This window comes from Sphingomonas panaciterrae, assembly GCF_036890205.1.
GTDB lineage: Bacteria > Pseudomonadota > Alphaproteobacteria > Sphingomonadales > Sphingomonadaceae > Sphingomonas > Sphingomonas panaciterrae.
In genome coordinates this window covers 1-22,030 of the sequence record NZ_JAKNQR010000011.1, presented here as the reverse complement: position 1 = coordinate 22,030, position 22,030 = coordinate 1, and the positions used below count along the sequence as shown (strand labels likewise).

The window sequence follows — 22,030 nt, the reverse complement described above, 5'->3', positions numbered from 1 at the left end:
GAGGATTCGTCCCCGCCGGCCCCTAAACACTTCGAACCCAAGCGCCACCCACGCTCATAGACGGAAGCGGCGCCGCGTTCGCGCGGGCCCGCTCCGGCAGATTCGGCGACCACACACGCATGACGCGTGCTCGGCGCAGCCGTGAGATCTGCCGAGCGCCTGCCACTCCACCATCATCGTGCGACCTCTGAAAGGATCGATATGTCTGACCGTTACGGCAGCTTCTCCGCCAACGTCTCCTCGCCAGCGACCCGCTCCACCCCGATCGAGCCGGGCGCGGAGCTCAATCCGATCCCGAAGGCGCTGCTCGTCGGTGGCGCCGGCGCGGTCGTCGGGCAGCTGATGGAGGACACCGAGGATCGGACGTTCAATCTGGCGGCGGGCTATCACCCGCTTCGGTTCAGGCTGATCCGCAGCGCGGGCGAGGGTACGACCGCGACCGGCCTGGTGGCGCTCGACTGATGCTGGGCTTCGGCTTCGGCCCGGGTTCGGTCGCGACGGTGCTAGCCGGCGGCGTGCCGCTGCCGATCGAGCCGCCGGTGCCCACCATCCCACCCGCCGACTGGCGCATGCCGGCGACAGTGACGACCAGCGCGGGGCTTGCGGGATCGCAGCCTGCTCTTCAGGCGGCGCAGCAGTCTGCGGCGAGCAAGTCGCGGCCATCCGTCACCGTCCCGACCAGTACGACCGAATGGATCGAGTGGCAGGTCGCCGCATCATCCACCTATCTTTCGCTGTCGTTCATGGGCGGCAACAACGGCACCGTCACTGTCGCGGTCGACGGCGTCGACCAAGGCTATACCCCCCAGTTCCCGCCCGACCACGCCAGCGGGCCGAGTGGCAAGCGGCAGGGAATCGCTATCCCGCCGGGCGCCGCGCGCACGATCCGCCTGACCTGCGTCGCCGGCGCGGCCGATCGCAGCATCGCCCCGCTGCTGCACCAGATGCCCGCGCGCGGCCCCGCTGACAGCTATGTCGTCAATGGCGCCAGCCGCGAGGATCAAGGTCTCAAGTCGGCCGAGTTCGAGGCGGCCATCATCGCCGCCTATCCGGGCCGCGACCCGATCGTGTTCAACTGGGCGCGGTCGGGCCAGACGGCAGACTACGTGGCAGCAGCGGCGCCCTCGGCCATCGCACTCTACCGCCACATCTCCAGCTATGCTCTCGTCGGCTCGATCCTCGGCAACAACATCACCGGCGGTCGCCCCTACCAGGAGGGCTACCAAGCGCCGTTGACAGCCTATTACGACGCGATCGGACAGGCCTATTCCGACGCGGGCATCCGGCTGGCTCTAAGCAACACCAGCTACCGCGCATACAGCGGCGTCACGCCCGAAACGCAGGTCGGCGGATCGCGGGAGTACAATGACGCAGTCGTCCACCCGATGATCCTCAAGTGGTCGCCGCGCTTCTACGATGCCGCGCTTCTGCGCGCCAAGGGCGACGAGTACGTGACGGTCATGCGTGCCCGCAGCACCCTTACGGACTCCACCCACGGGGCCGAAGTGGCGCAGCGGAAGGCGCTGCTGGAGGGCGTCTTCCCCGTTATCTACGGCGCCCCCTTCGTCAGCCAGGCGGAGCGCTTGGTCGCCGCGCTCGAAGCCGAGCCGACCGGGGTCAACGACAACGAAGCGCTTTACGCTCTGACGGCGATGGTGCCGAGCGCAGGCCGGAACGCATTGGTCGCCCGTTACGCTGTGGCCCATCGGCGGATGCTCTATGCCGATGCGCTGGCAGCAACGCAGAACGCGGAGGCGGCCAAGACGCAGGCGGCCAAGGATGCGGCAACAGCCGCGGTGCAGGCGGCGCGCGCTGGTGGGTACACGCCAGCCAGCAACCTCGACGCGCTGGACGCCCGTATCGCGGCGATCGTAATCGTTGCGGCGATCGTCATCGGCGTGAACTTCAAGACTGACACCGACGTGCCGGGCTGGAATAACGTCAGTCGCTCCGATCCTGGCTTATCCACTCTGGGAGCCATAATTATTGCTGATCTTATCGATGACAAAGGCCAGAAAACGGGGTTCCGGCTAGAGTTGGTTGCATCGAGCGGGGCGCTCAGCACTACTAATACCCTAGGGGCTCAAGGCGCTCCGGCAGGAGCGCCGTTCCCCGACGCAGTTCTGTTGCGGGGTATGTTTGCTTCGGCTGCGACGAGCCGAACTTTTCGTATATCGTCAGACCGTGCAAACTGGCGCGCATCGCAACAAGGCATCTCGTCCACAACGCGCAGTTCCACGAGCACCACTCATTATGACGTGCCAGGCCGAACTCGACAGACATTAAGCGCCCGGGGCAACGTTAGCGACTATGCACACTTCTTGGAAGTTGAGCCGGAAGCGTTCGAGGAAGCAGGAAAAACCCGCCATGGAGTCAATCTGGCGGTTTCTCGAGGCTCAGGTTATTTGGATATAAACGCAATCCGCTACGTCATCATTGATCACTGACGCTGAAATACAAAGACTGCTCATCTCCGGACAAGGCCGGCAACACCAGCATTTTTCGTTCTTCTTCGCCAACAGCGGCCAAGGACTTAAGAAAGCTGTCTCTGAAGCCATCCCCCACACACTTCAACGCGCGTTTAAAAAGAAGAATTGCTTTGTCTATATCAAACACCATGTTGAACGAAGACAGCATGAAGTGGCCAGCGATCTTGGTGTCTGCTTCAAGAAACTCATTTTCGAAGTAGTCTAATGATACATCCTTACCGACGTACGGTCCAGATGAGTGCCAAGCGAGAGCATCAGCGCGACCGTCTTCTATATCTCTAGTCCAGTAATATATGGATCCAAAAAGGGGATAACCCTTTGATTTACTGGCACTTAGGTTAGAAATGCTCTGATCTACATGATCCATGCGATTTCTCATTTTACTCGCAACCGACGCAGCTTCTATAAAGCGAGACACATCTTTTGGCGGCTCAGCACCCTTTCGGATCAGTAGCGGCATAAGCCTTCGTCCGACATGAATTGAGTCTATAATGGTCCAAGCAGCCCTGAACATTCTGGCTCGCTCCATCTCGTCCAGCGCGCCAACTCCAGTTCCTGTCGAAACTTTGAACAGATCTTCCCAGGACAGCTCAATTGATCGAGCTGAATAGGTCAAAGTTGACATAATAAAGAGGTATCTTGTTTCCAAGCCGATTGGCAGAGAAGCCAGAAACCCATTGGGTTCATACAGGTGCCCTCCTCGGTGAAGCATTGTCGAGATCCCGATGACTCTGCATTGTTTCCAACCGCTGCGGGCAGTGCAACAGCGAGTAGGCTAGGCATAATCACGCGATCCGCACCCAGTCCAGTGCCAACCACCACGGCCAACAACGTCGATCGTTCAAGGGATTGCGTGTCGCGGCAACGTGAAATGTCGCGCAGGTTTCTTCGTTTACATGCTTCTGAGCGTTGGATGAGCAAGTACTGCGCCAGCGTCCCCATAAAGCATAATGCGGTAAAGCTGAAGAAAATGCCCGGCGAGCACTAGGGAGCTCGCCGGGCAGGATGCCTGCTGCGCCACAGGCTTGGGTCGCGGGACCAACGTCGATCAGTTTCAGGCGATTCGCATCCCCCAAATGGGTGAGATCGCCCCCCCCATTGAGGAAACTTCCATGAACCAGACATGCCGCGCGGCCTTGGTGGTCGCGTTGGGAAGGCGCGCGTGACGATCCTGATCGCGCTCAACACGCTCGCGTGGTTCGGCGCGGACCTGTTGCTCAGCGGAAGCGTGGTGCGCTTATTCGCCAGCCGCGCTCGCCCAAACGACGATGTGCTCGCCGCGCTGAGCCTGATCTCCGCCCTGATCGGCCTGTTCTTCATGCGGCGCTTGGTAGCGGCTAGCGACGACGCCACCTTCGATGTCCTGTGCATCCTGGCGCTCTGTCTCGTCGTCTACGTCTATCGGTTGAGATGGGGGCGCGGCAATGAGCGTTGATAGTGCGGTGCCCGTCACGGTCGCGAACCTGACACCCACCTTCTGGAGCGTCGTCGTCCTCACCATGGTGGCGATCGGCGCCCTGATTAAAGTCTGGCCCTCGCTCGACAGGCAGAAGCGCGACGGTGACGCCAGCCTTCGCGAGGATCTGCTCGAACGCATTAAGGAGCTTGAGGCGGACATCCGCGACGAGCGTCGTCGATGCGACGAGGAGATGGCGAAGCTGCGGACGCACGTGGAAGCCCTGCAGCGGATCATCGTGCAACTCCAGATCTCGACCGGCCAGATGCTCAAGTTTCCGGTTGAGACGCCCGCGGCAGACGCTGCGCTGGAGCGCTTAGCCAAGAAGCAAGGGGACGAAGAGTGACGGATGCCGATCGCCATTGGCGTTATGGCCTCGCTGCCATGTTGATCCTCTGTTCGTTCGCGCTCGGCATGGCTGTGATCTTTCACGCCGTGCCAGCGGATAATCAGCGCATGGTCGACACTCTGTTCGGGGGGCTTGTGACCATCACCGGCAATGCCGTGCTGAAGGCGATCGACGCCGCGCGTTCGGTAGAAGACGCCAGCACCATCAAGCAGCAGTCGGCGCAGCTTGCGGATGCGCGCCCGTCTGATGGCCCAAGCGGCCGGCCGGGCGATCCGCTCGCGGTGATCGAAGAGCCCTCCTGAAGCAAAGGCGCGACGCTCCGGGGTCGCTGTCGGAGCGTCGCGTCTCGCTGCGGCTCTGCCAGAACTAGGGAGCGTTCCTTCGCCGCACCCGACACCCACCCGGTCGGCAATCGGGCAAGGGCTTCATGCCACGCGATTTCGTGCCGCAGAACCCCCTGTGACAAAGATCACAAATCGGCCGAGCTGGGCAGCAGTGAAGAGGCGCCGCGCCTAAAGGGGTGGAAGACGCGACGCCTCCAACTCGCGAACCGGCATGTCTGGAAGACAAGGGGGCTCCGACTCGCAGGCATCAGCCTTGTCCTTCATGGTTAACAACGCAAGGAACAATGTTCATGGCATCTGAACCAGCGTGGCTGCTTGCCGCGCGGGCGAAGCTCGGTACGCGCGAAGCGGCGGGCAGCGCCAACAACCCGACCATCATGGGTTGGGCGAAGAAGCTGGGCATCAAGGTGCTGGGCATCGCCTACAACGCTGACAGCGTGCCGTGGTGCGGCGTGTTCTGCGCCGTCTGCATCGCGGAGGATGGGATCACGCCGCCCCCGATCGCCGTGCGCGCGAAGGCGTGGGCCACGTGGGGCCTGAACATCCGACCCGAGCGGATCGCACCTGGCGCTGTGCTGGTGTTCGAGCGACCGGGCGGCGGGCATGTCGGCTTCTATGTCGGCGAGGATGCGACAGCCTACCACGTGCTCGGAGGCAATCAGGGGGATCGTGTCTCGATCGCCCGCATCGAAAAGAGCCGGTGCATCGCGCGACGTTGGCCGATCGGGCGCCCGGTAATCGGCAGTCCGGTCGCGATGAAGGCGATCGCCGGCATGCCGCTGTCGCGGAACGAGCGATGAGGCCCCTGCCCCGCTGGGCCGTCCTCGCCGCAGCTGCCGGGCTGGTGATCCTCGGCACGCTCGCGCTCACCCGCTGCGGTGCGCCCTCGGCCGAGCGCCAGGCAGAGCAGGCCGTCGACCTCGATCGGTCTGAGGCGGCAGCCGAGGGCTACGAGCGCGGCATGCTCGCCGAGCGCGCCGCCACAGCCAACCAGATCGAACGCGATGCCGCGTTCCGGAACAGCCAGGAGGAACTGATCGATGCAGCTCGCGAAGCAGACACTGGGGCTGGCGTCGGCCCTGCTACTGCCAGCGTGCTTGAGCGCATGCGCCAGCAGCAAGCCGCGGGTCGTCGTGGTGACGCCGCCCGCTGAGCGCCTGACGTGCAAGCCAGAGCCGGCAGTTCCGACCTTCGTTAATGATCACAACACCGCAAACTACATAATTGCCCTTGCCGAGGCTGGACAGGACTGCCGATCGGCCGTTCGCTGGCTACGCGAATGGGCCGTCAGCATCGGAGAAGGACAATCCTCTTTAAGATAGCCCTCGCGTTGTTCTGTCGGTGTGAATACTGTCCGCATCGGGAGAGAGCGGGAGTTCAGCCGTGGATTATTCGACGCGTGTCGTGGTTGCTTATCTACTGATTGCGGCGGTCGCTATTATTGCCGGAACGGTTGCGGTGATCCAATATCGCAAGCGACAGCGCCAAAATCTAAGGCGGCGCGGCATCAAACGTCACGGTCATTAGGACGTGGGAAGAGGCGGCTAGCCGCTCCGTTGAACGCCGAGCAGAGTCGTCTGGTCCCTTGTGATGGAACCAACCTCAAGGTGACAGCTTCAAACGAGCACTAACCTGCCAGATTGAACCCAATGTACTCAGAACTTGTGTATTTCAACGACGCACACTTTGCGCATATCGCTGCGCGTGAGGAACACTTCCGCATGGAGCGGATCCGCGTCACCTACGAACGTGCCTGGAAGCGCAGGGAGAAGGCAAATCTGCAATCGGTACCGCATGACCGCAAAGCAGGCCGAGGTAGCCGCCCGGTACGGCATCTCTCCCTCGTATCCTGAAGACCTGACCGTGCCGCCACCCGAGCTATTCCCCGACAAACCCGCCTATGTCGTGCGCGAGACCGGCGGCGAGCGCCACCTCGACACCATGTCATGGGGCTTTCCGCGCAAAGTGCCGGGCAAGCGGATCGACAAGGCGACGGGCAAGCCGGTGCTCCTCGACAAGAAGGTGACCAACGTCCGGAACTACACCTCTCCGTTCTGGGAGAGCGCGCTGGCGAACCCGGAGCGTCGCTGCCTGGTGCCGTTCACCGCCTTCAGTGAGTACGGGCAGACCCGCGGCGAGGATGGCAAGCTGCCGCTGCACTGGTTCGACGTGCCCAGCCGACCGATCGTCAGCTTCGCCGGGATCTGGCGCCCGGCCGAGGGTGGCGCCGTGTTCGCCTTCCTGACGACGGAGCCGAACAGCCTCGTCGGGCCGATCCACCCGAAGGCGATGCCGGTGTTGCTGCACGACGAAGATGAAGAGCGCTGGCTGACAGCGCCGATTGAGGCGGCAATGGACCTTGTCGCACCCTACCCGGCTCAGCTGATGCGAGTGAATGGCTAAGCGATCACGATCGAAGCCCATGAGACTGGTCTTGGGACATTGTTCGCTAGTCCATGGCGATCGCCTAGTTTAAAACTCACCTCGCCGCGGGCATTTCGCCGCGCGACTCTGCGGGGGCCAAGTGGACGATTGGGAGAGCAGCCGCTTCAAGTCGCAACAGGTCGCAGAGCTGTCCTACATCGGGGACGCCTTACGTCGCGCTTACATACCGGAGGCCCGTCTCGACCCAGTTCTGGCTGATCTCATCCGCGAGTTCAGCGAGATCCCTATGACGAATGAGGGAACAGCGCCGCCTGCGGAGAGCGCGTGCAAAAGCGCTGACCAACCAAGGAAGCGTCGAAGTTGGGCGCGTCGAATACTCTCCAGTTGATGAGGTGACGGGCGGAGTCAGAAGCGCCCGGTGGAAGGGGGAAGCCACAGGGCATTTCTATTGGATTGCACCGCGAAATAGATCGCCCTCGCCGATAAGCCCTGATCAGCGTACCTTATCGACGAACCGCTCCACCGCGACGGGATCAGCCTGGATCATCTTTAGGAGAGTGATGGATCCGCAATCCGGCCTGCGGAGGCCCTGCTCCCAATCGCGGACGGTGCCGAGCGGCAAATCGTATGCCTCTGCGAAAGCAGTTTGCGTCATATGCGTGGCCGCGCGTACAGCCTTCACATCGATGTGCGTGTCGATCGAACTCAAAGCGCTTCCAATTGAGTTCGAGTTAGCGATGTCCAACCCGTCTGTCATACTGTCGAAGGTGTTCTTCATCTTGCTCTCGTGACATAGGCAGTATGTCAATGACCAGCCCCACGTGCCGGCGTCGACCGAGATCACCGATCGAACAACGGCCGATTACATCGTTCCGCGGGCAGGCGCCGGGCAGGATTGTCGATCGGCCGTTAGCTAGCTGCGCGGTTGGGCCGCTCACGTGGGAAAGCAGGAGCTGTTGCGCAGGTGATAGTGCAGCCTTACCTCCCCACCCGATTGAACCTCAAGCTATCGATCTTTGGGGTCAACTTGACGCCGAATTGGTTCTTCTCAAGGCTGTATCGCTCTTTGAAGTTCTGAATATCCGACGTTAGGACATACGGCGCTCTTGGATCGGCTTTCTTGCTTTTTATCCAGAAGTCCACGAGCGCCATCATGACAGCAGGATCCTTAAGATCTTCGTCCGTTAGGCCTTCAGCCCATTCTGGCATCGGCTGATCCTCCGGGTCGTTCACCGTCCTTCCAACATTTTGCTTACGCTGAGCCTCTTCCGCGAGCTGAGCAAGCTCCTCTCGCTCCTTCGATGTAGTCTCCTCCCCTTTTTCACGAAGTTCCACCATGCGTTCAGTCTTATGAACGCGTTCCGCATGCTCACGGCGGGATGCGCTCTGCTCCTCCCTTAATGCTCGGCGCTCAGACTCCTGTTTGGCCGAAGCAATGCGGCGTTCGTAATCCTTATCTTCTGCATTGAACCTTGCAGTCTCTTGCCGAAGAACCGCTTTAAGCGCAGGACTCATCCCCAAGCGCTGGCTACTGATAATTGTTCTTTCGCCATTGCGAGCGACATAGACGCCGTAGGAGCCTGACACTTCTCCAGGACGACGCTCGGTTACCTTGCCGGCTGAAGCTGCGGCAATTGCTTCAGGGATGGTGCCGCTCCCCGCAACATCGACGAAGTGCCTAGCTCCCATACCTTGGCCCCGGCGTTCGATGACAATCAGTGTACCTGGGGCAGTCGGATTGGCCGCAAGTTGCTCCCGCGCTTTCTCCGTGATCATGTTTTCTCGCTCGGTGTAGTCTCTGCGACCACCCACGAAGTTACCCCACCACTCCGCCACCTCGAGAGCCTCTGACGCGGTGCCGACACTTCCTTTCGCCTCAACACCTTTTTGCCCATGGAGCTCGCTCCACGTGGGCTTCCTGGGACCGAGAGGCCAGTCCGGATTCTGAGCGCCTGCTTCCGTCGCCAAAACAGCGGCTAACAGAAACACGATCGTAGTCGTCTTCACTGCCTCAGTCTCCTCCGCTAAGACTTCCTAGCAAGTACCACCCGTAGGGTCTTCTCACAATTGCTTGGAAGAGGCCTAAGCCAGAGTTTTACTTGCGAACGTGCCTGATCCACCCCCCCACCTCTGTTTATCTCTAGCTTTGAAAGGCGCCTCCTGTGCCCGCCACCCCGCAGCGCATCGCTTTCGTGTTGGAGGAATTCCGCTCCACCACCTGGTCCGACCCGGCCGTTCAAACCATGTACGGCAAGGTTGCCCGCGATACCGGCGACGCGCCGATCGACACCTACTTCGACGACGTCAGTGCCGTGCAGGCGATGGCCAACGAGCGCGGAGCCCTGCTCGGCGCCCATTCTCGCGCCTTCCGCACGCGGGTGGACGGCACGCTCGCGCTCGACTTCCTCTCCGCCTTGCCCGGCGCTCGCATGATCGATGACGAACTGGTCGCCGACATGGACACCGCGGTGGTCGCGATCGAATCCTACGACACCGGCACCGAGCAGACCACGCTCGCAACCTGGGGCACGATCTGATGGCTGGCCTTCCCTTCGTTGTGGTGCCGCAGGCGCTGGCCCAGATCACGTGTGGCAACGAGCGTGCAGAGGCGCCGGCCGGACACCTTGGCGAGTTCCTGTACCGTGGCATGGTGTGGCGATCGAACGGGCCAGGCAGCCTCTGGGTGACCTTCCAGCGCAATGCGACAGAGCCCTTCGACTTCGTCGGGATCTTGGGCGCGAGCGCTCGGCCGGGCACAACGCTGCGCGTGCGCGTAGGTGGTTCCGCCGGCGCGACGACGTCAGCGCCTGATTATGACAGTGGCGCCCTTCCCTTCATATCGCCCGCGATCACGCGCCGTGACGGGCTGTATCACGCGCACCACGAGCTCGGCGCCGCTCGTGGCAGCCAGTGGGTGCGGATCGACATCGGGGGCCATACCGGCGACTTCGAAGCGTCCATGCTGGTGATCGGCCTCAAGCGGCAGGTCGCGCGCTATTACGAGACGTCCTGGCGCACCGGCGTGCGAGATCTCGGTTCAATCACGATCGGCCGCAACGGCGTGCCGGGCATTAGCCTGGGCACCAAGCTGCGCACGCTGGAATATACGCTCGGCTGGGTCAGCGAGGAGGAGGCGGAGACGATGCTCGCGCCCCTCGACGAGCTGTTGGGCCGCACCACGCCCTGTCTGACGTGCTTTGATCCGGAACCGACGGCGTACCGGCAACGCCGCACGTTCTTCGGGTGGAATGAGGAGCAGCCCTCGATCGGGAAGGTCGCGTGGAACCGCTACGAACGCGCTTTCCAAGTGCTGTCGCTGTTCTGATTTGGCGTTACGTCACATCATTCGGTGACATCGGAACCGGGCGGGGCTTCGGCCTCGCCCGGTTTTTTGGTGCCCGGTGTTCGCGATTGAGGCTGATCTTAAGGCCGCATCATGTTCTCGATGCGGCTATCAAGCTCATCCATAGCATTCAACAGGGTATCGCATTGTGTTGATTTCGGCCTTGATCCGCATGCTTCCATCACCTGACGGAGAACCCGCTCTTGATCTCGATCACGCAGCGCCTGAGCCCGTATTATCGCGATTGCCTTGTCAGACTGCATCTGGATCAAGGCAGCGTCTGCTGCCGCCCGAATTGCCTTATCTTCGGCAACTGTGATCACTCCGGCAATCGCCAATCCGCCTAGAAGTGGCATCAACGGGCTATCGTATTTTTTCGGGAGGAAGCGTCCGACGATCCGTAGCGCGAACGCTAGAAGGAGAGCATAGTAGAGAGCGAGGAGAAGTGTACTGCCCGTGAAGCGATGTGCTACATTGAGGGCGCCACCAAGAAGCACGACCTCACATAGTTGAATGATCGTGCTTGGCAGCTGATCACCGACAAATATGCGAGCACGCCTCCAAAACTCCTCAGCCTCTTCGTCGGTTAAGCCGTCCCCGGCCATAGCTACCTCGGCATTAGATCTAGATCACTCGGCCACGGACCACCCGTTTAATCGATTCTACGCACGACGTCCCAGCCCATCTCTCGGGCGAATGCCTTGGCCACGATGGTCCAGCCGAAGAACTGCATAACCATTTCTCGCGCGGCCGCAGCTGAAGGCACCTCGCGCGTGACGATTTGACCGTCGATTTTCACTTTACGATCACCATCGACGTTCTCGATCACCAACGCGTCGCGGATCGCCTGCTCGCCTTCGCGCGACGTCCGCCCGACCTGCTCAGCGATCCACGCCCCGCCGCGCGTCTCCCACAGCGCGAGCTCGGTCCAGCGATCCTTCGGCCGGCGCTCGCTCTGGGTCGTGTAGAAGCCGATCCGCTTGCCCTCGAAGTGCACGTCGGGTGCGTTGTTGACCACGAACTTCTGCCGCGTGAACTCGTCGCCTTCAGCCATGCCCGTCCCCTCTCATTCCCACGATTCGGGCATGCCTGAGCTGGCCGCGTTCTGTCCACTCCATGGCGGTGACGTCGACCGACATTCCCACGGCGAGGGTGCTGCCTTGCGCCTCGGTCGCGGCGACCCGCACCACGCGCGCACCGATCGCAACGCGTGCGGCCCGCGACAGGATCTCGACCACCTCGCCGGTAAGGCTCAGCTCGCGTTTCACCTTCAGCCAGGCGCGCGACCGGGCGCGGGCATAGGTGGCGCCGGCATCTTTGAGCATCAGCCCTTCCCCGCCGCGCTCCCACACCGCTGCCGCCGCGCGATCGATCTCCGCCGCCGATCCGACCGGCGCCGCGGTTACGCGCACCAGATGCGCGGGCGCGAACCCGTCCCAGGCCCGGGCGATCCAGTGCCGCCGCATGCGTTGGGCTTCGCTCCCCTCGCCCGCCTGCCACTCGTCCAGCGGCAGAGCGTCGAACACGTGGAGCTTACCGCGCGGCTCGCGCCGGCCGCGGCTGCCGAGCACCGCCAGCGTGTCGAGAAACCCGCCGGGCTCCTGGTACTCGCCGTCGATCGCCATCGGCTGACCAATGCGCCGTTCCAGCCGTACCAGCTCGGCCGTGACGTGCGGCAGGTCCAGCGGCACGCCCTCGCGCGTCCAGAGCTTGCCGCCGGTCCAGATCGCGCGGATGCCGTCGACTTTCTCCTCCGCCTCCCATTCCCCCGGGGGGAGGGTGCCGGTCCACACGCTCGCGAGCTGGCACATTTCCACGACGGGGGGTGCGAAGCGCGGATCTCGCGGCGCCAGCGCAGGCGGGGCGAAGGGGAGGACCTCGCCCATTACGCGCTCGCCGCCGTCTTGCCGCTCATCAGCCCGGCAAGGTTGAACGTCGGGCGCCAGCCGGCGCCTTTCGCCCGCGCCTCCCACGTCGCAACGTCGCGCTCGAGCTTGACCAAACGCCCGTGCGCTTCGTCTATCGCCGGTGCCGTCTCGCGTTCGATTTGATCGGCGCGCGCTTCTGCCGTGGTCGCGCGCTGGGTCATGGCCGAAAGGTCGAAGGCCAGCGCCTCGACCCGGGCAACTTCATTCCGCGCCCGCGTGACGGCAGCGTCACGCTCTTCGTTCGCCTTGCGGAGAACGTCCAGCGCTCCACGATAAGCTCCATTTGCCGCCTCAAGCGCGCGGCGATCAAGGTCCGCGCGCTCCCGCATTTCGCGACGAAAGCGCCACGCCCGCAAGATTGCGCGCCGCTCCGCATCGCTCCGGCGTGCCGCGCGCATGGCGTTTTCGCGCTCGAGCTGATCACGATTGGCGATGACAGCGCGCACGCGCGGATCGCGTGGGAGAGGGACGACAACATCATTCCCACGCTGGGGGGTGTCCAACATTCCCACGGCGGGGGGTGCAACGTCGGCAGGCTGGCGCTGTAGCTGGTCAACCACCTGCTCCACCGCGGCGAGGCGGGCGAGAAGCGCGCGCACGTCGATCGGCTCGACCTGCTCAGGCATGCCGGCCGACGCAACCGAATCCGAATTGCAGGGCGTTTCGTCAACCAGCTCCATCGATTCGCCGGCGAGGTCCGAAGGTTCGGGCACGAGGTCCGAAGGTTCAGCGATCGGCGGCAGCGATTCGGCGCCCGGATCAGCAGCGCGCGACCACGACGGCCCCGCCCCGCCCTCGCGTGTCATCTGGCAATATGCCGCCATCTCATCGGACGACATGCGCAGCGCCTGCCGCGGATCAAGCGGGAAGCGTGCGCGAGCTGGCGCCGCCGTCCGCTTGTTCTTCAACCCGGTAGCGGCGCGTACCTGGTCCGCCTTGATCGTCATAGAGCCGTTCGGCGCCAACGCCACGCGCTGGGTGCGCTCCACCTCTCCTGCTTCGTCCAGCGTCTCCATGGTGACGACGTCCACCACGCCAAAGCCGGGCATAGGCACCAGCAGCTCCGCGTCCTTGCCGGGCCCGCTCCAAATACCGTTGAGACGGAAGACAGAACCTAGCGGGAGCTCGATGCCGCGCTTGGCGGCCAGCCATTCCAGATACTGGCGCGCCGTGGGATCGGCGACACAGTCGGCGGTAAGGGCGGCGCGGTTGCGGTGGCGTGTCATGTCGTGGGATCTCCCCGTCTAGTCTATTGGCCAGCTCATCAGGCGCGGGCGGCCACTCCCGCGCGACGCACGCACCCGGCGGTGACCGGGCGCGGCGTTTCGCCGTTCAATGATAATCGTTCGCCCAATAGTCGCCGGCGGATGCCTCCACCTCGCGCGCCTCGTGCTTCCGCCGCACCTGCCAATCGAGTTCGGCAGAGCCGTAGAATCGATTGTCGAAGTAATCGGACATGGAGTCGCTGTTGTCGCGGTTATAGCTGGCGAGGATCGCGGACAGCTTGGCCAGCAGGTTGCGCAGCTCGTCGCTGGACGCTTCCACCCACGCGAACGGGTAATCCCGCGTCTCGCCAAATTGTTTGCGCCACGAGGCAGCTTTGACGCTCAGGACCGGGAAGTCTGCTGGCAGTGCCTTTACGCGAACGTCAATCGAGTTGTAATCGCTGCGCACGGAGATCTTCAACGCGGCCGGTAAGCCTAGTGCCTTGATGTCGTCGCGCACGCGCTTGGCCACCTCTTTGACCGGCAGGTCCTTTGTGGCTTGGTACTTCGAACCCTGCACCTCATTTGCCGGGTCGCAATAGGCGGGGGTGAAGCGGTTCGCCCGCTCGCGCTCTTCGTTCGCGTCGGCGATGTTGGCCATAGCCTCAGCCATGATATGCCCGGCCACGCCGGCCCCTGCCCGCTCCGCTTTGTCGTGCAGACTGGCGCGCCGCTCGTTCGCCAGCTTGCTGCGGGCCTGTTCCTGTTGTTCGATCGCAGCAGCCACACGGCGAGCCTGGACGATCGCGGCGAAGTTGATGACGTCTCCCATGGTCGCGCCCCCTCAAGCTGCGATGCGCAGGGTGCGCAGCTCGTGACGGCGGCGAACCGCCATACGCAGCACGCCGCGCGGATCAGCACGGAACGGCGATGCGGTGCCGTAGCGCTGCGACATGATGCAGGCGACAGCGTCGGGACGGTTCAAGCCGCACGTGCGCTGCAGCAGGCGGACAAGGCGGGGGTGGGTCTGCGTGATCGTTTCGAACATCGGTCTAGTCCTATTGGGCAGGCTCATCAGCGACCGCATGCCCGGGCGGCCGGACGCCGGCGCCGTAGCGCCAGCGTTTCGCCTTAGCTGCGAGGTGCAGGGAGCAGGCGCAGCGGCACCCAATCGTCGAAGTCCATCGCAGCTACACAGCTGCCGTAATGGTCGACCACGGTGCGCACGGTGAGCGGCTCCGCATAGTCGCCGGCAGCAGTCCAATAGCCAACTGCCAGCACGTCCGTTTCGAAGTAACGGGCGCCTTCCGCCTCGTGCGCGAGGGTCACAGGATCAACGCGGGCAATGTTGCCATAGGCGGTGCCGCCGCAATCCTCACAGCTGCAAGGCTCGCCGCGATCGACGATCACCCCCGTTGCCATGTCGGCGCGGATGGCACCGTGCGAACCACTGATCAGCATCGTCTGCATGTTGTCTGCCTCATCGTTCTGGCAGTGGGGCCAGCTCACCGCGCCGGCCCCGTTGCCCTGTGTCTAGTCCGCCCTGCCGGGCTCCTATCGTCGGCACCGCTGCACCGACGACTAAGTAAATGCAGACGAACGCGGGCAGTTCAACGGTAAACGAATGGGTCCTAGGTCGAATGCGACAAGTGGTAAGCGGCAAGGAACCGCATTTTTTGTCTGTGAGTGGTCCGGAATACTTAGCGTTAGTCGCAACCGCGCCGGATTTACGGATTGCACGGTTCAAGCGCGACTTTTCCGACTCCGTCAGCTCTCGATAGTTGATCATCTGCACCTCCATCGCTCAAGCGCGCATAGGTGCGGACGATGGCTCGGTGCGGCTCCATGCACAGGGTCGTTCGAATAGCCCTGCGACTCACTGCGGCTCGCCCGCGTGGCGCGAACAATCGGACATTTCCAGCCCTTACGTTCTCGCTCCGTTCTGGCATTCAGGACGCATGGGCGCGCCGCGGATCAAGAAGCTCGAGGATTTCGACAAGGTGGATGCGCAGGTCGGCATGGAATGCCGCGGCTGCGGACGCATCGCAGTTTATCAGCGAGAGGGGCTGATCCAGTGGTTCCGGCACAAAGGGTGGAACACCGATCTCGAGGTAGCCGGCTCGCACTTCAGCTGTCGGGAGTGCGGCGCGAAGTGGCCGCGCGTCTTCGCGTCCAGCGCGACACCCCCGCCGGCGCCGCCGAAGCGACCGGAGTTATTATGGGAGCGGGAGGCGAAAGCTGCTGATCGCCGACGCCGTGGCTGAACCCAGATCAGCCAGCCGTACCGTTTGTGTCGACTGGCGGAGGAACAGGCACGATCGGCGGGAACGCTCGCGCGGTGGCCGCGCTTGCCAGTTCATCGATGTACTCGCGGGCAACGGTGTTGATGTCAGCGTAGATACGATCGGAGCTGACACCGAGCACCTTTAGAGCGGCGAGCATCGACGGCTTCACCACAGACGATATTGTCCAGATGATTGGATCGTAGTCGGGCAGCAATTCGTAATTACCTGCGCAGTGCAGCGTCATCACGCTGTCTTGCGCCATAGACCGCTTGTTCATCGTATCGGATGGGACGAGAAGCGGTGGGCCAGACCATGTGTTGAATACGTCAACTCGGCTCGGGTCATTCTCTCTCCACAAACCGGATTGGCTGATGGTCATGACCGCGCCGTTTGCTGCATTCCCGAGACTGTCCTTTGCGGGCTGGCAAGCGAAGTATAGCGCGATCAGGGGATTGCTGGTCCAATCAAGCAGCGGGGTGGCGACACCGTAGTGCTGAGCAAGCACCAACCATTCTAAGTCTCTGAGCGGGCGGTCCACAAAACGGCGAGCGGCGCCCTTCCATCCCGCAAGATCCTGAGCATTCCGGATGCCAAATACATTCGGGCGAAATGCGGACGGCAGCACCTGCCAAGCCCTATTTGCGTGCCCTCGGAAGATTGAATCCGCGCTGGTGCGAGTGGAAAGGTGGTTCAGATAGGCCGCGATGTGCTGCAGCCCAACGCCAAGGTACGGCATCTACAGGTGGCCTTTGCTTTTCAGATGCAGGAGTGCCGCCGCAGCATTGCGTCGGAACGCATCCTGCCAGTGGAATGCGACTTCCCACTCGATCTCATGCCCGCCGCTCGCCCACATTGCCGCCGCGACCTCGTCGATCAGCCGCGGATCCTCGATGTCGATCGGCTCGGCCGCGGGCGCCGGCGCAGGTCCTCCCAGCTCGACCTCCGACACCCCCAGCACCTCAGCCAGGATGCGGCGATCTTTCTCCGCCAACACGCGGGGCGTGCCGCGCTCGATGAACTGCTGGAGATACGCCACGTTGCGACCGATCAGCCGCGAAAGCTCAGATAGCGACGTGTTGTTCTTGAGGGACAACAACGCCAGCCGCTTGCGGACCTCGTCGCTCATCGGATCAGCTGCATCAGGCTGAATAGCGCCTGCAGGACACCGAGCAGCACCAGCGCACCGACCACGGCTGCCTCGATGCGAATGAGCCTGGGCGACTTCAATGCCGGACGCCGCGCCGGATCTGGTCCAGCCGCTCGGCGATCTCTTTGAACCGGATCACGCCGGCCTGATCGTCCGCAAGCGCGAGCGCGCCGATCCGCTCTGCAACGAAGAGCGGGGCCTCCTCGCCTTTCCAGCGGTGTATCTGCCATGCCTCGGCCCAGCGCTCCTGATCAGGCATATCAAGCGCGGGATCAGCGCTCGAGTACATTCACATTAACGCGATGTCGGCTAGTGCACTCTCCAGCACCTCTTTGCTTTTGGTTGGCCCCTTGAAGAGCACAGCCATGAACCGCCCCTCGTGCTCCCGTTCGAGCACGTTCAACATGGCCTCATAAATCAGCTCACACAGCTCCACTAGGTACTCTTCATCGAGAGATGCTGCGAAGTCCTGTATTGTCTCGTTTAGCTTACCCTCACCGTAGAGCCGGAAGACCCCACTTTCGAGAACGCGATTGCCGTGCACCAACAACCCCCAAGGCAATCCCTTCTTCTGGTCCAATGATCGCTTCTTTTGGTCGATCCACTCTTCTATTTTGCGCTGCATCAGAACGGAATTGAAAGCGCGCGCGCCGCGAGTTCCAGAGTTAAAGATCGTCTTGTAAGGCGCTCGCTTGAGATCCGCGAAGAAACGGCCGATCGCGGTCTTCGCTAGTACCGCAAGGGTTGGGTCAGGAGCGGCGCAGGCAAGAGCAGTGAGAACTTCGATCAGGTCAGTGGACCGGGCAGTTGGTGTCGCCCGCTCTCCGCGGAGAAACTGATAATTCACGTCCTCAATCGACATCTCCTGCTGGAGCCGGGCCTGCTCCGGATCCTGAGCAACGAAATCCCGTGCTTCAACGCGGTTTTGGAGATTATTGGTTCTCGTGACTTCCCCACCAAAACCCGCAGGCGCGTCCTTCAGGAGCACGACGCGGATTGGGATTCGAACCTTACCGAGATTTTCATCCTGATCGACACGCGCCAGAGTGCTTACTGTTTGAGCTCCATTTACGATTGATGCTCCCGCGAAAGAGAAATTTCCAGCCGTCTTAGCGCTTGATAATCCCGGCGCCCGTTTTGCCTCGTCAGCGACAATCGTGATGCCGTTATTGAAATACCAGAATTTCTCAGGCTCAGTCGCCGCTGTATGACTGATAGCGTCATTGACATCAGTGGCGCCTAACGAGTGCCTGATGTTCTTGGCTACAAGCCGATTCCCGTGGGCTTGCCACCACGTTTTCAGCTGCAAACCGTCGATGACACCAAAGTACGCTGCATACGGATTGGCGAAATAGGACCAGTCATAGAGCGTAGCATCAACCGAGATTTTGCCGGCCGTCGTATCGCTCGCCAAGCTGGCGTAAATTTCTGAAAGGCCGCTAAGCGACCATTCCGCCATGTCAGCCTCGTCTTCCCCATTCAAGGAGTCGACAAGCTTTTGCATCACCTTGGTGCCATGGGGCGCTAAGTCGCTTTTACCGGTTGTCGCAATAATCAACTTGGTGGTGGTACCGACCTCGAGCAGCGAATCCTGAACAACTGACAATTTGCTGTGCAAGCGAGTATGAAAACCGTCGTTTTCTTGTTCCATTAGGTCTCGTACGCCGTCTGCGAACGTACGAAGGTCTTTAGCTTCGGGCTCACCGGAGCCAGCGTGTATCCACTTAGCTTGCACGAGAATGACCTGCTTATCAGTCGTATCGACGAAGGCAGCATCGATGCCGTTGTCATCTGAACCATCCCAGACCGCAGCGGCCGCGTCCTCAGGACTGCACCCCGCCTCTCGAAAGACGGCAAAAGCGGCAAGACACCGAGAAAGAATTTTGTTCTCGCGTTCGGGATCTGTGGACCCGATATCGCTTAGATCCAAGTGATCCTCGAAGAGCCCCAACAGCTTAGCTTTAGTCTGCTTAACCTTCAACGATGACATCGGAACCTCTCCCCGCCGCGCGATCGCAGAAAATAGCGAATACGTCGAGCCCGCGACGACAAGAGCGAAAGGTCAGGGAAGAGCGTTAGAAAGCTGTTTCCGCCCCGCCTCTTCCGGCGGCGCGAACTTCGGCGTGAATCGTTTCATGGTGCCCGGGCAGGACCAGCACGGGATCTGCTGAGGACAAGGCTCGCGCACCTCGTCGCGGGCACCGCAGACGCAGGCGAAGGAGGCGACGACGGTCACCGGCACGGCTCCGCCGGCGGGCGCTTAGCGACACGTCGCTCGACCGCCTTCCACGCCAGCCATTCGCGGCGCCCTAGCGCCTCGTCGTAATCACCGGTGAGCGCATGGATTCGTCGCTGCTGGCGCTTGAGCCGGGCGAGCAGCGCCTTCTCCCGCTTCGTGGCGCGGCGCCAATGCGAACCGCAGACGAAGGCGGTCCAGCCACGCCGTTCCATGGTCGATGCGGCGCTCCACCGGTGGCAGCCGTGGACCGAGCAGTAGATGCGGGGCTCGGTCACTTCGCCCTCCAAAGGAGCGGCCGCTGATCACGCGGGATGCGGTGCTTGCCGCGTGCCATAGGGTGCTTAGGCGAACCGTCCGCGTTCGTGCCCCAGCACCACAGGTCAGGGTACGGCTCTGCCCCGGTCTGGATCTCCTCGACCACATGATCGATCCACATCGGATTCCACGCGATCGCGCCCCAGCAGACGAACACCTGGTGCGCGGCCTTCGCGGCCTCGACCAGGGCTGGCAGGTTGATGAAGTGCAGCGCGTCGCGCGCAGCCCAATCGCCACCCTCGATGCCGTCAACGATCTTGCGGCACTCAGCAGGCTTGGACGTGACGAACGGGTAGAGGTTCATCGCATCGTAGCCGCCGAAGCCGAACAGCTGGAACCATGCGTTCCACCAGAGCGAGGTTGGATCGTCGCCGAGCGCGTCAGCGGTCGACGGGTTGCAGCCGATCACCAGCGCCCGCGGTCCAGGCGCCCAATCGCGTGTGAGGCGGGTGCGGACGCCGGCGGACGGGAAATGCGCGGAGCGGCGCAGGACGGGATCGCCGAGCAGGTCGACGCCGAGATCGGGCGCGCTCATGCTGCCATCCTCTCGAGCTTGTCGGCGTATGCACGCACGCCCATCCACTCGTCGGGCGTTCCGGCGAAAAGGGGCTGGCGATAGCGATGATGGTTCTGCGCGAGGCTGGTGCTGTCACAGCTCACGAACGGATAGTCGCCACCCACCAGCACGCCGCGCAGCATGTGCAGCGGGTGCCAGGTAGCGCCCATCAGCCCGGCAACCTCGTCCATCCGACGCCGATAGGCATCGCAGCCGACCGGCTCGCGCTTCGGATCGCCGATCCAGCCGAGGCAGATCCGATCGTAGCGCTCGCACAGCCGAGCTAGGCGGTCGATCGGGCCGTCCATGTGCCATACGGGCGCGCCGCGGGACCGTCCGAACGGCCACTCATTCAACAAGCCGTCGTTAAGCTGAGATGGCGCAGCCGGCTTGTCGGGGATCACTGCCCAGCGCCCCGGCGTGAACAAGCGGCCCTCAAGCCACTCGTAATATCCCGACCAGTCGCCGCGCCCCGCCTCGATTGGATCGATGCCGAGTCGAACAGCCTGCATCCAGAAACTGAATGCGCCATTGTCGTACATGACGAAGGGAGCTTGCTGCTCCACAGCATCCACGTCGTCGGAACGGAAGTAGCTGACGCAGTAGCCGCGCGGTCCAGCGGCAAGGAGCGCGGCGCGCGGCGTCAGCGGAGTGCCATGATAGACCAGCGCCATCATGCGCTCACCATGCAGCCGCAGCCGCTCTCGCCCGGCTGGTACTCGTAGCTCGCGCCAGGGTCCGCGCGCAGCCGCTCGGCGAACTCCGCCAGTGTCATCGGCCGCTTGCCGGTGCCGCCACGCCGATCGGTGAGCATGGAGACGTCAGCGCCGAGGTAGGCGCGCATCTTCTGTTCCATCAGCGCGTCATAGGCGTAGCGTTTTGGCTGGACGCGGAAGCGATTGGCGTAGTGCGCCTGCCCTGCCTTCACACACCAGCCGCCGCAGTTGTTGTGCTTGTAGCCCATGCCGTAGAGGCGCGGGCTTGCCGGTCCGATCTGATCGAGCGGAGCATAGGCCAGCGACAGGATCTCGCCCGGAACGCGCTCGCCCGCTTTGATGCGGGCGTTCAGGTCGATGAGCGGCGCGTGATATTGCCAACCGTCCGCCGCCATGCGGGGACCGAGGCCGCCGCCGTTCCCATCGAAAAAACGATGTGCCTCGCTCTCGTCAATGCCCACGGCGAACCAGTCGGCTGGCTCGAACAATTCGCCGACCCGGTGGCAGTGACCGACGCGCCACGCGTCAGCGACCTCGCGCTTCGCGACCTCTGAGCAGGGGTCGCGAAGGCTGTTGCCCAGGAACCGACGGTCGCGGAAAATCTCCCACGGATCGCGGCCTTCAACGAGCCAGATCAGTCCTGGTAGCGCATCCATGGCCCGTTCGCGCAGATCAGCAAGCCAAGCGCGCCACTCCGGGTTGCCGCGGTACTCTTCGATCGGGGTGTCGGCAGAGACGCGATAGTCAGGCGCGTCGTCCGCGCGCACGGTCCAGTTGAGCCGACGGCCGAGCACCTGCGCCGCTCCCTCGATCAGGAAGCGATAGGCGTCGGCATCCTCGTAGAGCGTGTCGGTGAAAACGAGCCCGTATTCAGCATCGGGGTGCTGGGCACGGTCGATCATCGCGGCGCGGAACGAGCCCTGGCCGGCGGAGAACATGGTATAGCGGCGGCCGCTCACCACGCGACGACCTTGAAGATCGCCATCCAGAGCAGGCTGCTGGACACGATGATGCCGGCCCAACCCAGCCGAGAGATGCCGCTGCAAGGGGCCGCCTCGGGCCCAGCGTGCACATCGCACGGTCGGCGGTTCGGCACATCGGCAGGAGCGCCGGCGTCGCGCGGTAAACCTGCGGTGCAACTGCCGGTTGTGCGCTGATTGTTCTTGAAGCGTTCGCGCTCTGATCGAACGCGTGTTGAACGGAAAAGCTCGGTTTTCTGCGGCCTTCTCAGCCTTCCCAAGCTTACGACGAGGGTTCGATTCCCTTCACCCGC

The 22,030-nt window shown here is 62.7% G+C and carries 32 protein-coding genes and 1 other RNA gene; 13 read left to right on the top strand and 20 right to left on the bottom strand.

The genetic code is table 11. From position 1 onward, the window contains the following. Nucleotides 1–201: 201 nt before the first annotated feature. Nucleotides 202–462 carry a spike base protein, RCAP_Rcc01079 family gene (locus L8F96_RS16710; RefSeq protein ID WP_334656725.1) on the top strand — a complete coding sequence of 87 codons (261 nt, stop codon included), beginning with the start codon at nucleotides 202–204 and terminating at the stop codon, nucleotides 460–462. Beyond that, nucleotides 462–2,447, top strand: coding sequence for a hypothetical protein (locus L8F96_RS16705; protein WP_334656724.1), 1,986 nt, complete (start codon nucleotides 462–464; stop codon nucleotides 2,445–2,447). The genes L8F96_RS16710 and L8F96_RS16705 overlap by 1 nt, the downstream gene beginning before the upstream one ends. Here L8F96_RS16705 and L8F96_RS16700 read toward each other — a convergent pair. Beyond that, nucleotides 2,434–3,114 (bottom strand): hypothetical protein, encoded by a 681-nt coding sequence (locus L8F96_RS16700; RefSeq protein WP_334656723.1) that lies wholly within the window; start codon nucleotides 3,112–3,114, stop codon nucleotides 2,434–2,436. The genes L8F96_RS16705 and L8F96_RS16700 overlap by 14 nt on opposite strands. A gap of 537 nt (nucleotides 3,115–3,651) precedes the next feature. Here L8F96_RS16700 and L8F96_RS16695 point away from each other — a divergent pair. The 8 genes from L8F96_RS16695 (at nucleotide 3,652) to L8F96_RS16665 (ending at nucleotide 7,041) form a co-directional block, all read left to right on the top strand. After that, nucleotides 3,652–3,924, top strand: a complete 273-nt coding sequence (locus L8F96_RS16695) for a hypothetical protein (RefSeq protein ID WP_334656722.1) — start codon at nucleotides 3,652–3,654, stop codon at nucleotides 3,922–3,924. After that, a complete protein-coding gene (locus L8F96_RS16690) occupies nucleotides 3,914–4,291 on the top strand; it encodes a hypothetical protein (RefSeq protein ID WP_334656721.1) in 378 nt (125 codons plus the stop codon). Before L8F96_RS16695 ends, L8F96_RS16690 begins: the two co-directional genes overlap by 11 nt. Further along, complete coding sequence (locus L8F96_RS16685) at nucleotides 4,288–4,596, top strand: hypothetical protein (RefSeq protein ID WP_334656720.1); 309 nt, start codon at nucleotides 4,288–4,290, stop codon at nucleotides 4,594–4,596. The genes L8F96_RS16690 and L8F96_RS16685 overlap by 4 nt, the downstream gene beginning before the upstream one ends. A 332-nt stretch (nucleotides 4,597–4,928) precedes the next feature. Further along, on the top strand, nucleotides 4,929–5,438 hold the full coding sequence (locus tag L8F96_RS16680; protein WP_334656719.1) for a TIGR02594 family protein: 510 nt from the start codon (nucleotides 4,929–4,931) through the stop codon (nucleotides 5,436–5,438). Then, the gene (locus L8F96_RS16675) at nucleotides 5,435–5,791 is read left to right on the top strand and encodes a hypothetical protein (RefSeq protein ID WP_334656718.1); all 357 of its coding nucleotides are present in this window, start codon (nucleotides 5,435–5,437) and stop codon (nucleotides 5,789–5,791) included. Before L8F96_RS16680 ends, L8F96_RS16675 begins: the two co-directional genes overlap by 4 nt. Next, a complete protein-coding gene (gene lysC / locus L8F96_RS18675; RefSeq protein WP_465250264.1) occupies nucleotides 5,679–5,960 on the top strand; it encodes an Rz1-like lysis system protein LysC in 282 nt (93 codons plus the stop codon). Before L8F96_RS16675 ends, lysC begins: the two co-directional genes overlap by 113 nt. 61 nt (nucleotides 5,961–6,021) lie before the next feature. Then, nucleotides 6,022–6,165: a hypothetical protein gene (locus L8F96_RS16670; protein WP_334656717.1), complete on the top strand. Its 144-nt coding sequence runs from the start codon at nucleotides 6,022–6,024 to the stop codon at nucleotides 6,163–6,165. Between the two features lie 222 nt (nucleotides 6,166–6,387). Continuing rightward, entirely contained in the window at nucleotides 6,388–7,041 is a 654-nt protein-coding gene (locus L8F96_RS16665) for an SOS response-associated peptidase (RefSeq protein ID WP_417159004.1), read from the top strand. A 475-nt stretch (nucleotides 7,042–7,516) separates the two neighbouring features. Here the strand turns inward: L8F96_RS16665 and L8F96_RS16660 are convergent, their stop codons facing one another. Continuing rightward, a complete protein-coding gene (locus L8F96_RS16660) occupies nucleotides 7,517–7,801 on the bottom strand; it encodes a helix-turn-helix domain-containing protein (protein ID WP_334656716.1) in 285 nt (94 codons plus the stop codon). Between the two features lie 200 nt (nucleotides 7,802–8,001). Beyond that, the gene (locus tag L8F96_RS16655; protein WP_334656715.1) at nucleotides 8,002–9,030 is read right to left on the bottom strand and encodes a hypothetical protein; all 1,029 of its coding nucleotides are present in this window, start codon (nucleotides 9,028–9,030) and stop codon (nucleotides 8,002–8,004) included. Nucleotides 9,031–9,185: 155 nt separating this feature from the next. On the opposite strand from L8F96_RS16655, the gene L8F96_RS16650 reads away from it, so the two are divergent. Then, nucleotides 9,186–9,560, top strand: coding sequence for a hypothetical protein (locus L8F96_RS16650; protein WP_334656714.1), 375 nt, complete (start codon nucleotides 9,186–9,188; stop codon nucleotides 9,558–9,560). Further along, nucleotides 9,560–10,348 carry a hypothetical protein gene (locus L8F96_RS16645; protein WP_334656713.1) on the top strand — a complete coding sequence of 263 codons (789 nt, stop codon included), beginning with the start codon at nucleotides 9,560–9,562 and terminating at the stop codon, nucleotides 10,346–10,348. Before L8F96_RS16650 ends, L8F96_RS16645 begins: the two co-directional genes overlap by 1 nt. 98 nt (nucleotides 10,349–10,446) lie before the next feature. On the opposite strand, the gene L8F96_RS16640 is transcribed toward L8F96_RS16645, so the two are convergent. The 8 genes from L8F96_RS16640 to L8F96_RS16605 all read right to left on the bottom strand — a co-directional run bounded on the left by L8F96_RS16640 (nucleotide 10,447) and on the right by L8F96_RS16605 (nucleotide 14,969). Beyond that, nucleotides 10,447–10,971 (bottom strand): hypothetical protein, encoded by a 525-nt coding sequence (locus tag L8F96_RS16640; protein ID WP_334656712.1) that lies wholly within the window; start codon nucleotides 10,969–10,971, stop codon nucleotides 10,447–10,449. Nucleotides 10,972–11,018: 47 nt separating this feature from the next. Next, nucleotides 11,019–11,420 carry a hypothetical protein gene (locus L8F96_RS16635; RefSeq protein ID WP_334656711.1) on the bottom strand — a complete coding sequence of 134 codons (402 nt, stop codon included), beginning with the start codon at nucleotides 11,418–11,420 and terminating at the stop codon, nucleotides 11,019–11,021. Continuing rightward, a complete protein-coding gene (locus L8F96_RS16630; protein WP_334656710.1) occupies nucleotides 11,413–12,252 on the bottom strand; it encodes an ATP-dependent DNA ligase in 840 nt (279 codons plus the stop codon). The genes L8F96_RS16635 and L8F96_RS16630 overlap by 8 nt, the downstream gene beginning before the upstream one ends. Beyond that, entirely contained in the window at nucleotides 12,252–13,520 is a 1,269-nt protein-coding gene (locus tag L8F96_RS16625; RefSeq protein ID WP_334656709.1) for a hypothetical protein, read from the bottom strand. The genes L8F96_RS16630 and L8F96_RS16625 overlap by 1 nt, the downstream gene beginning before the upstream one ends. Before the next feature lie 25 nt (nucleotides 13,521–13,545). Then, nucleotides 13,546–13,625, bottom strand: an RNA gene (locus L8F96_RS16620) — hammerhead ribozyme type II. 1 nt (nucleotide 13,626) lies between these two features. Then, entirely contained in the window at nucleotides 13,627–14,331 is a 705-nt protein-coding gene (locus tag L8F96_RS16615) for a hypothetical protein (protein ID WP_334656708.1), read from the bottom strand. Between the two features lie 12 nt (nucleotides 14,332–14,343). Further along, nucleotides 14,344–14,547, bottom strand: coding sequence for a hypothetical protein (locus tag L8F96_RS16610; RefSeq protein ID WP_334656707.1), 204 nt, complete (start codon nucleotides 14,545–14,547; stop codon nucleotides 14,344–14,346). An 83-nt stretch (nucleotides 14,548–14,630) separates the two neighbouring features. Then, on the bottom strand, nucleotides 14,631–14,969 hold the full coding sequence (locus tag L8F96_RS16605; RefSeq protein WP_334656706.1) for a hypothetical protein: 339 nt from the start codon (nucleotides 14,967–14,969) through the stop codon (nucleotides 14,631–14,633). Between the two features lie 488 nt (nucleotides 14,970–15,457). On the opposite strand from L8F96_RS16605, the gene L8F96_RS16600 reads away from it, so the two are divergent. Beyond that, on the top strand, nucleotides 15,458–15,763 hold the full coding sequence (locus L8F96_RS16600) for a hypothetical protein (protein ID WP_334656705.1): 306 nt from the start codon (nucleotides 15,458–15,460) through the stop codon (nucleotides 15,761–15,763). A 7-nt stretch (nucleotides 15,764–15,770) separates the two neighbouring features. Here the strand turns inward: L8F96_RS16600 and L8F96_RS16595 are convergent, their stop codons facing one another. From L8F96_RS16595 to L8F96_RS16555, 9 genes are all read right to left on the bottom strand, one after another. Next, the gene (locus L8F96_RS16595; protein ID WP_334656704.1) at nucleotides 15,771–16,520 is read right to left on the bottom strand and encodes an FRG domain-containing protein; all 750 of its coding nucleotides are present in this window, start codon (nucleotides 16,518–16,520) and stop codon (nucleotides 15,771–15,773) included. Then, complete coding sequence (locus L8F96_RS18645) at nucleotides 16,521–16,910, bottom strand: hypothetical protein (protein WP_417159003.1); 390 nt, start codon at nucleotides 16,908–16,910, stop codon at nucleotides 16,521–16,523. Nucleotides 16,911–17,007: 97 nt separating this feature from the next. After that, nucleotides 17,008–17,190, bottom strand: coding sequence for a DUF6961 family protein (locus tag L8F96_RS16585; RefSeq protein WP_334656703.1), 183 nt, complete (start codon nucleotides 17,188–17,190; stop codon nucleotides 17,008–17,010). Between the two features lie 30 nt (nucleotides 17,191–17,220). Beyond that, on the bottom strand, nucleotides 17,221–18,921 hold the full coding sequence (locus L8F96_RS16580) for an AIPR family protein (protein WP_334656702.1): 1,701 nt from the start codon (nucleotides 18,919–18,921) through the stop codon (nucleotides 17,221–17,223). 242 nt (nucleotides 18,922–19,163) lie between these two features. Continuing rightward, entirely contained in the window at nucleotides 19,164–19,445 is a 282-nt protein-coding gene (locus L8F96_RS16575; RefSeq protein ID WP_334656701.1) for a hypothetical protein, read from the bottom strand. Further along, nucleotides 19,442–20,020 (bottom strand): DUF1643 domain-containing protein, encoded by a 579-nt coding sequence (locus tag L8F96_RS16570; protein ID WP_334656700.1) that lies wholly within the window; start codon nucleotides 20,018–20,020, stop codon nucleotides 19,442–19,444. Before L8F96_RS16570 ends, L8F96_RS16575 begins: the two co-directional genes overlap by 4 nt. After that, the gene (locus L8F96_RS16565; protein WP_334656699.1) at nucleotides 20,017–20,718 is read right to left on the bottom strand and encodes a hypothetical protein; all 702 of its coding nucleotides are present in this window, start codon (nucleotides 20,716–20,718) and stop codon (nucleotides 20,017–20,019) included. The genes L8F96_RS16570 and L8F96_RS16565 overlap by 4 nt, the downstream gene beginning before the upstream one ends. After that, complete coding sequence (locus L8F96_RS16560; RefSeq protein ID WP_334656698.1) at nucleotides 20,715–21,716, bottom strand: hypothetical protein; 1,002 nt, start codon at nucleotides 21,714–21,716, stop codon at nucleotides 20,715–20,717. Before L8F96_RS16560 ends, L8F96_RS16565 begins: the two co-directional genes overlap by 4 nt. Continuing rightward, the coding region (locus tag L8F96_RS16555; RefSeq protein ID WP_334656697.1) for a hypothetical protein at nucleotides 21,713–22,030 on the bottom strand (318 nt) is incomplete at its 5' end. The genes L8F96_RS16560 and L8F96_RS16555, both read right to left, overlap by 4 nt.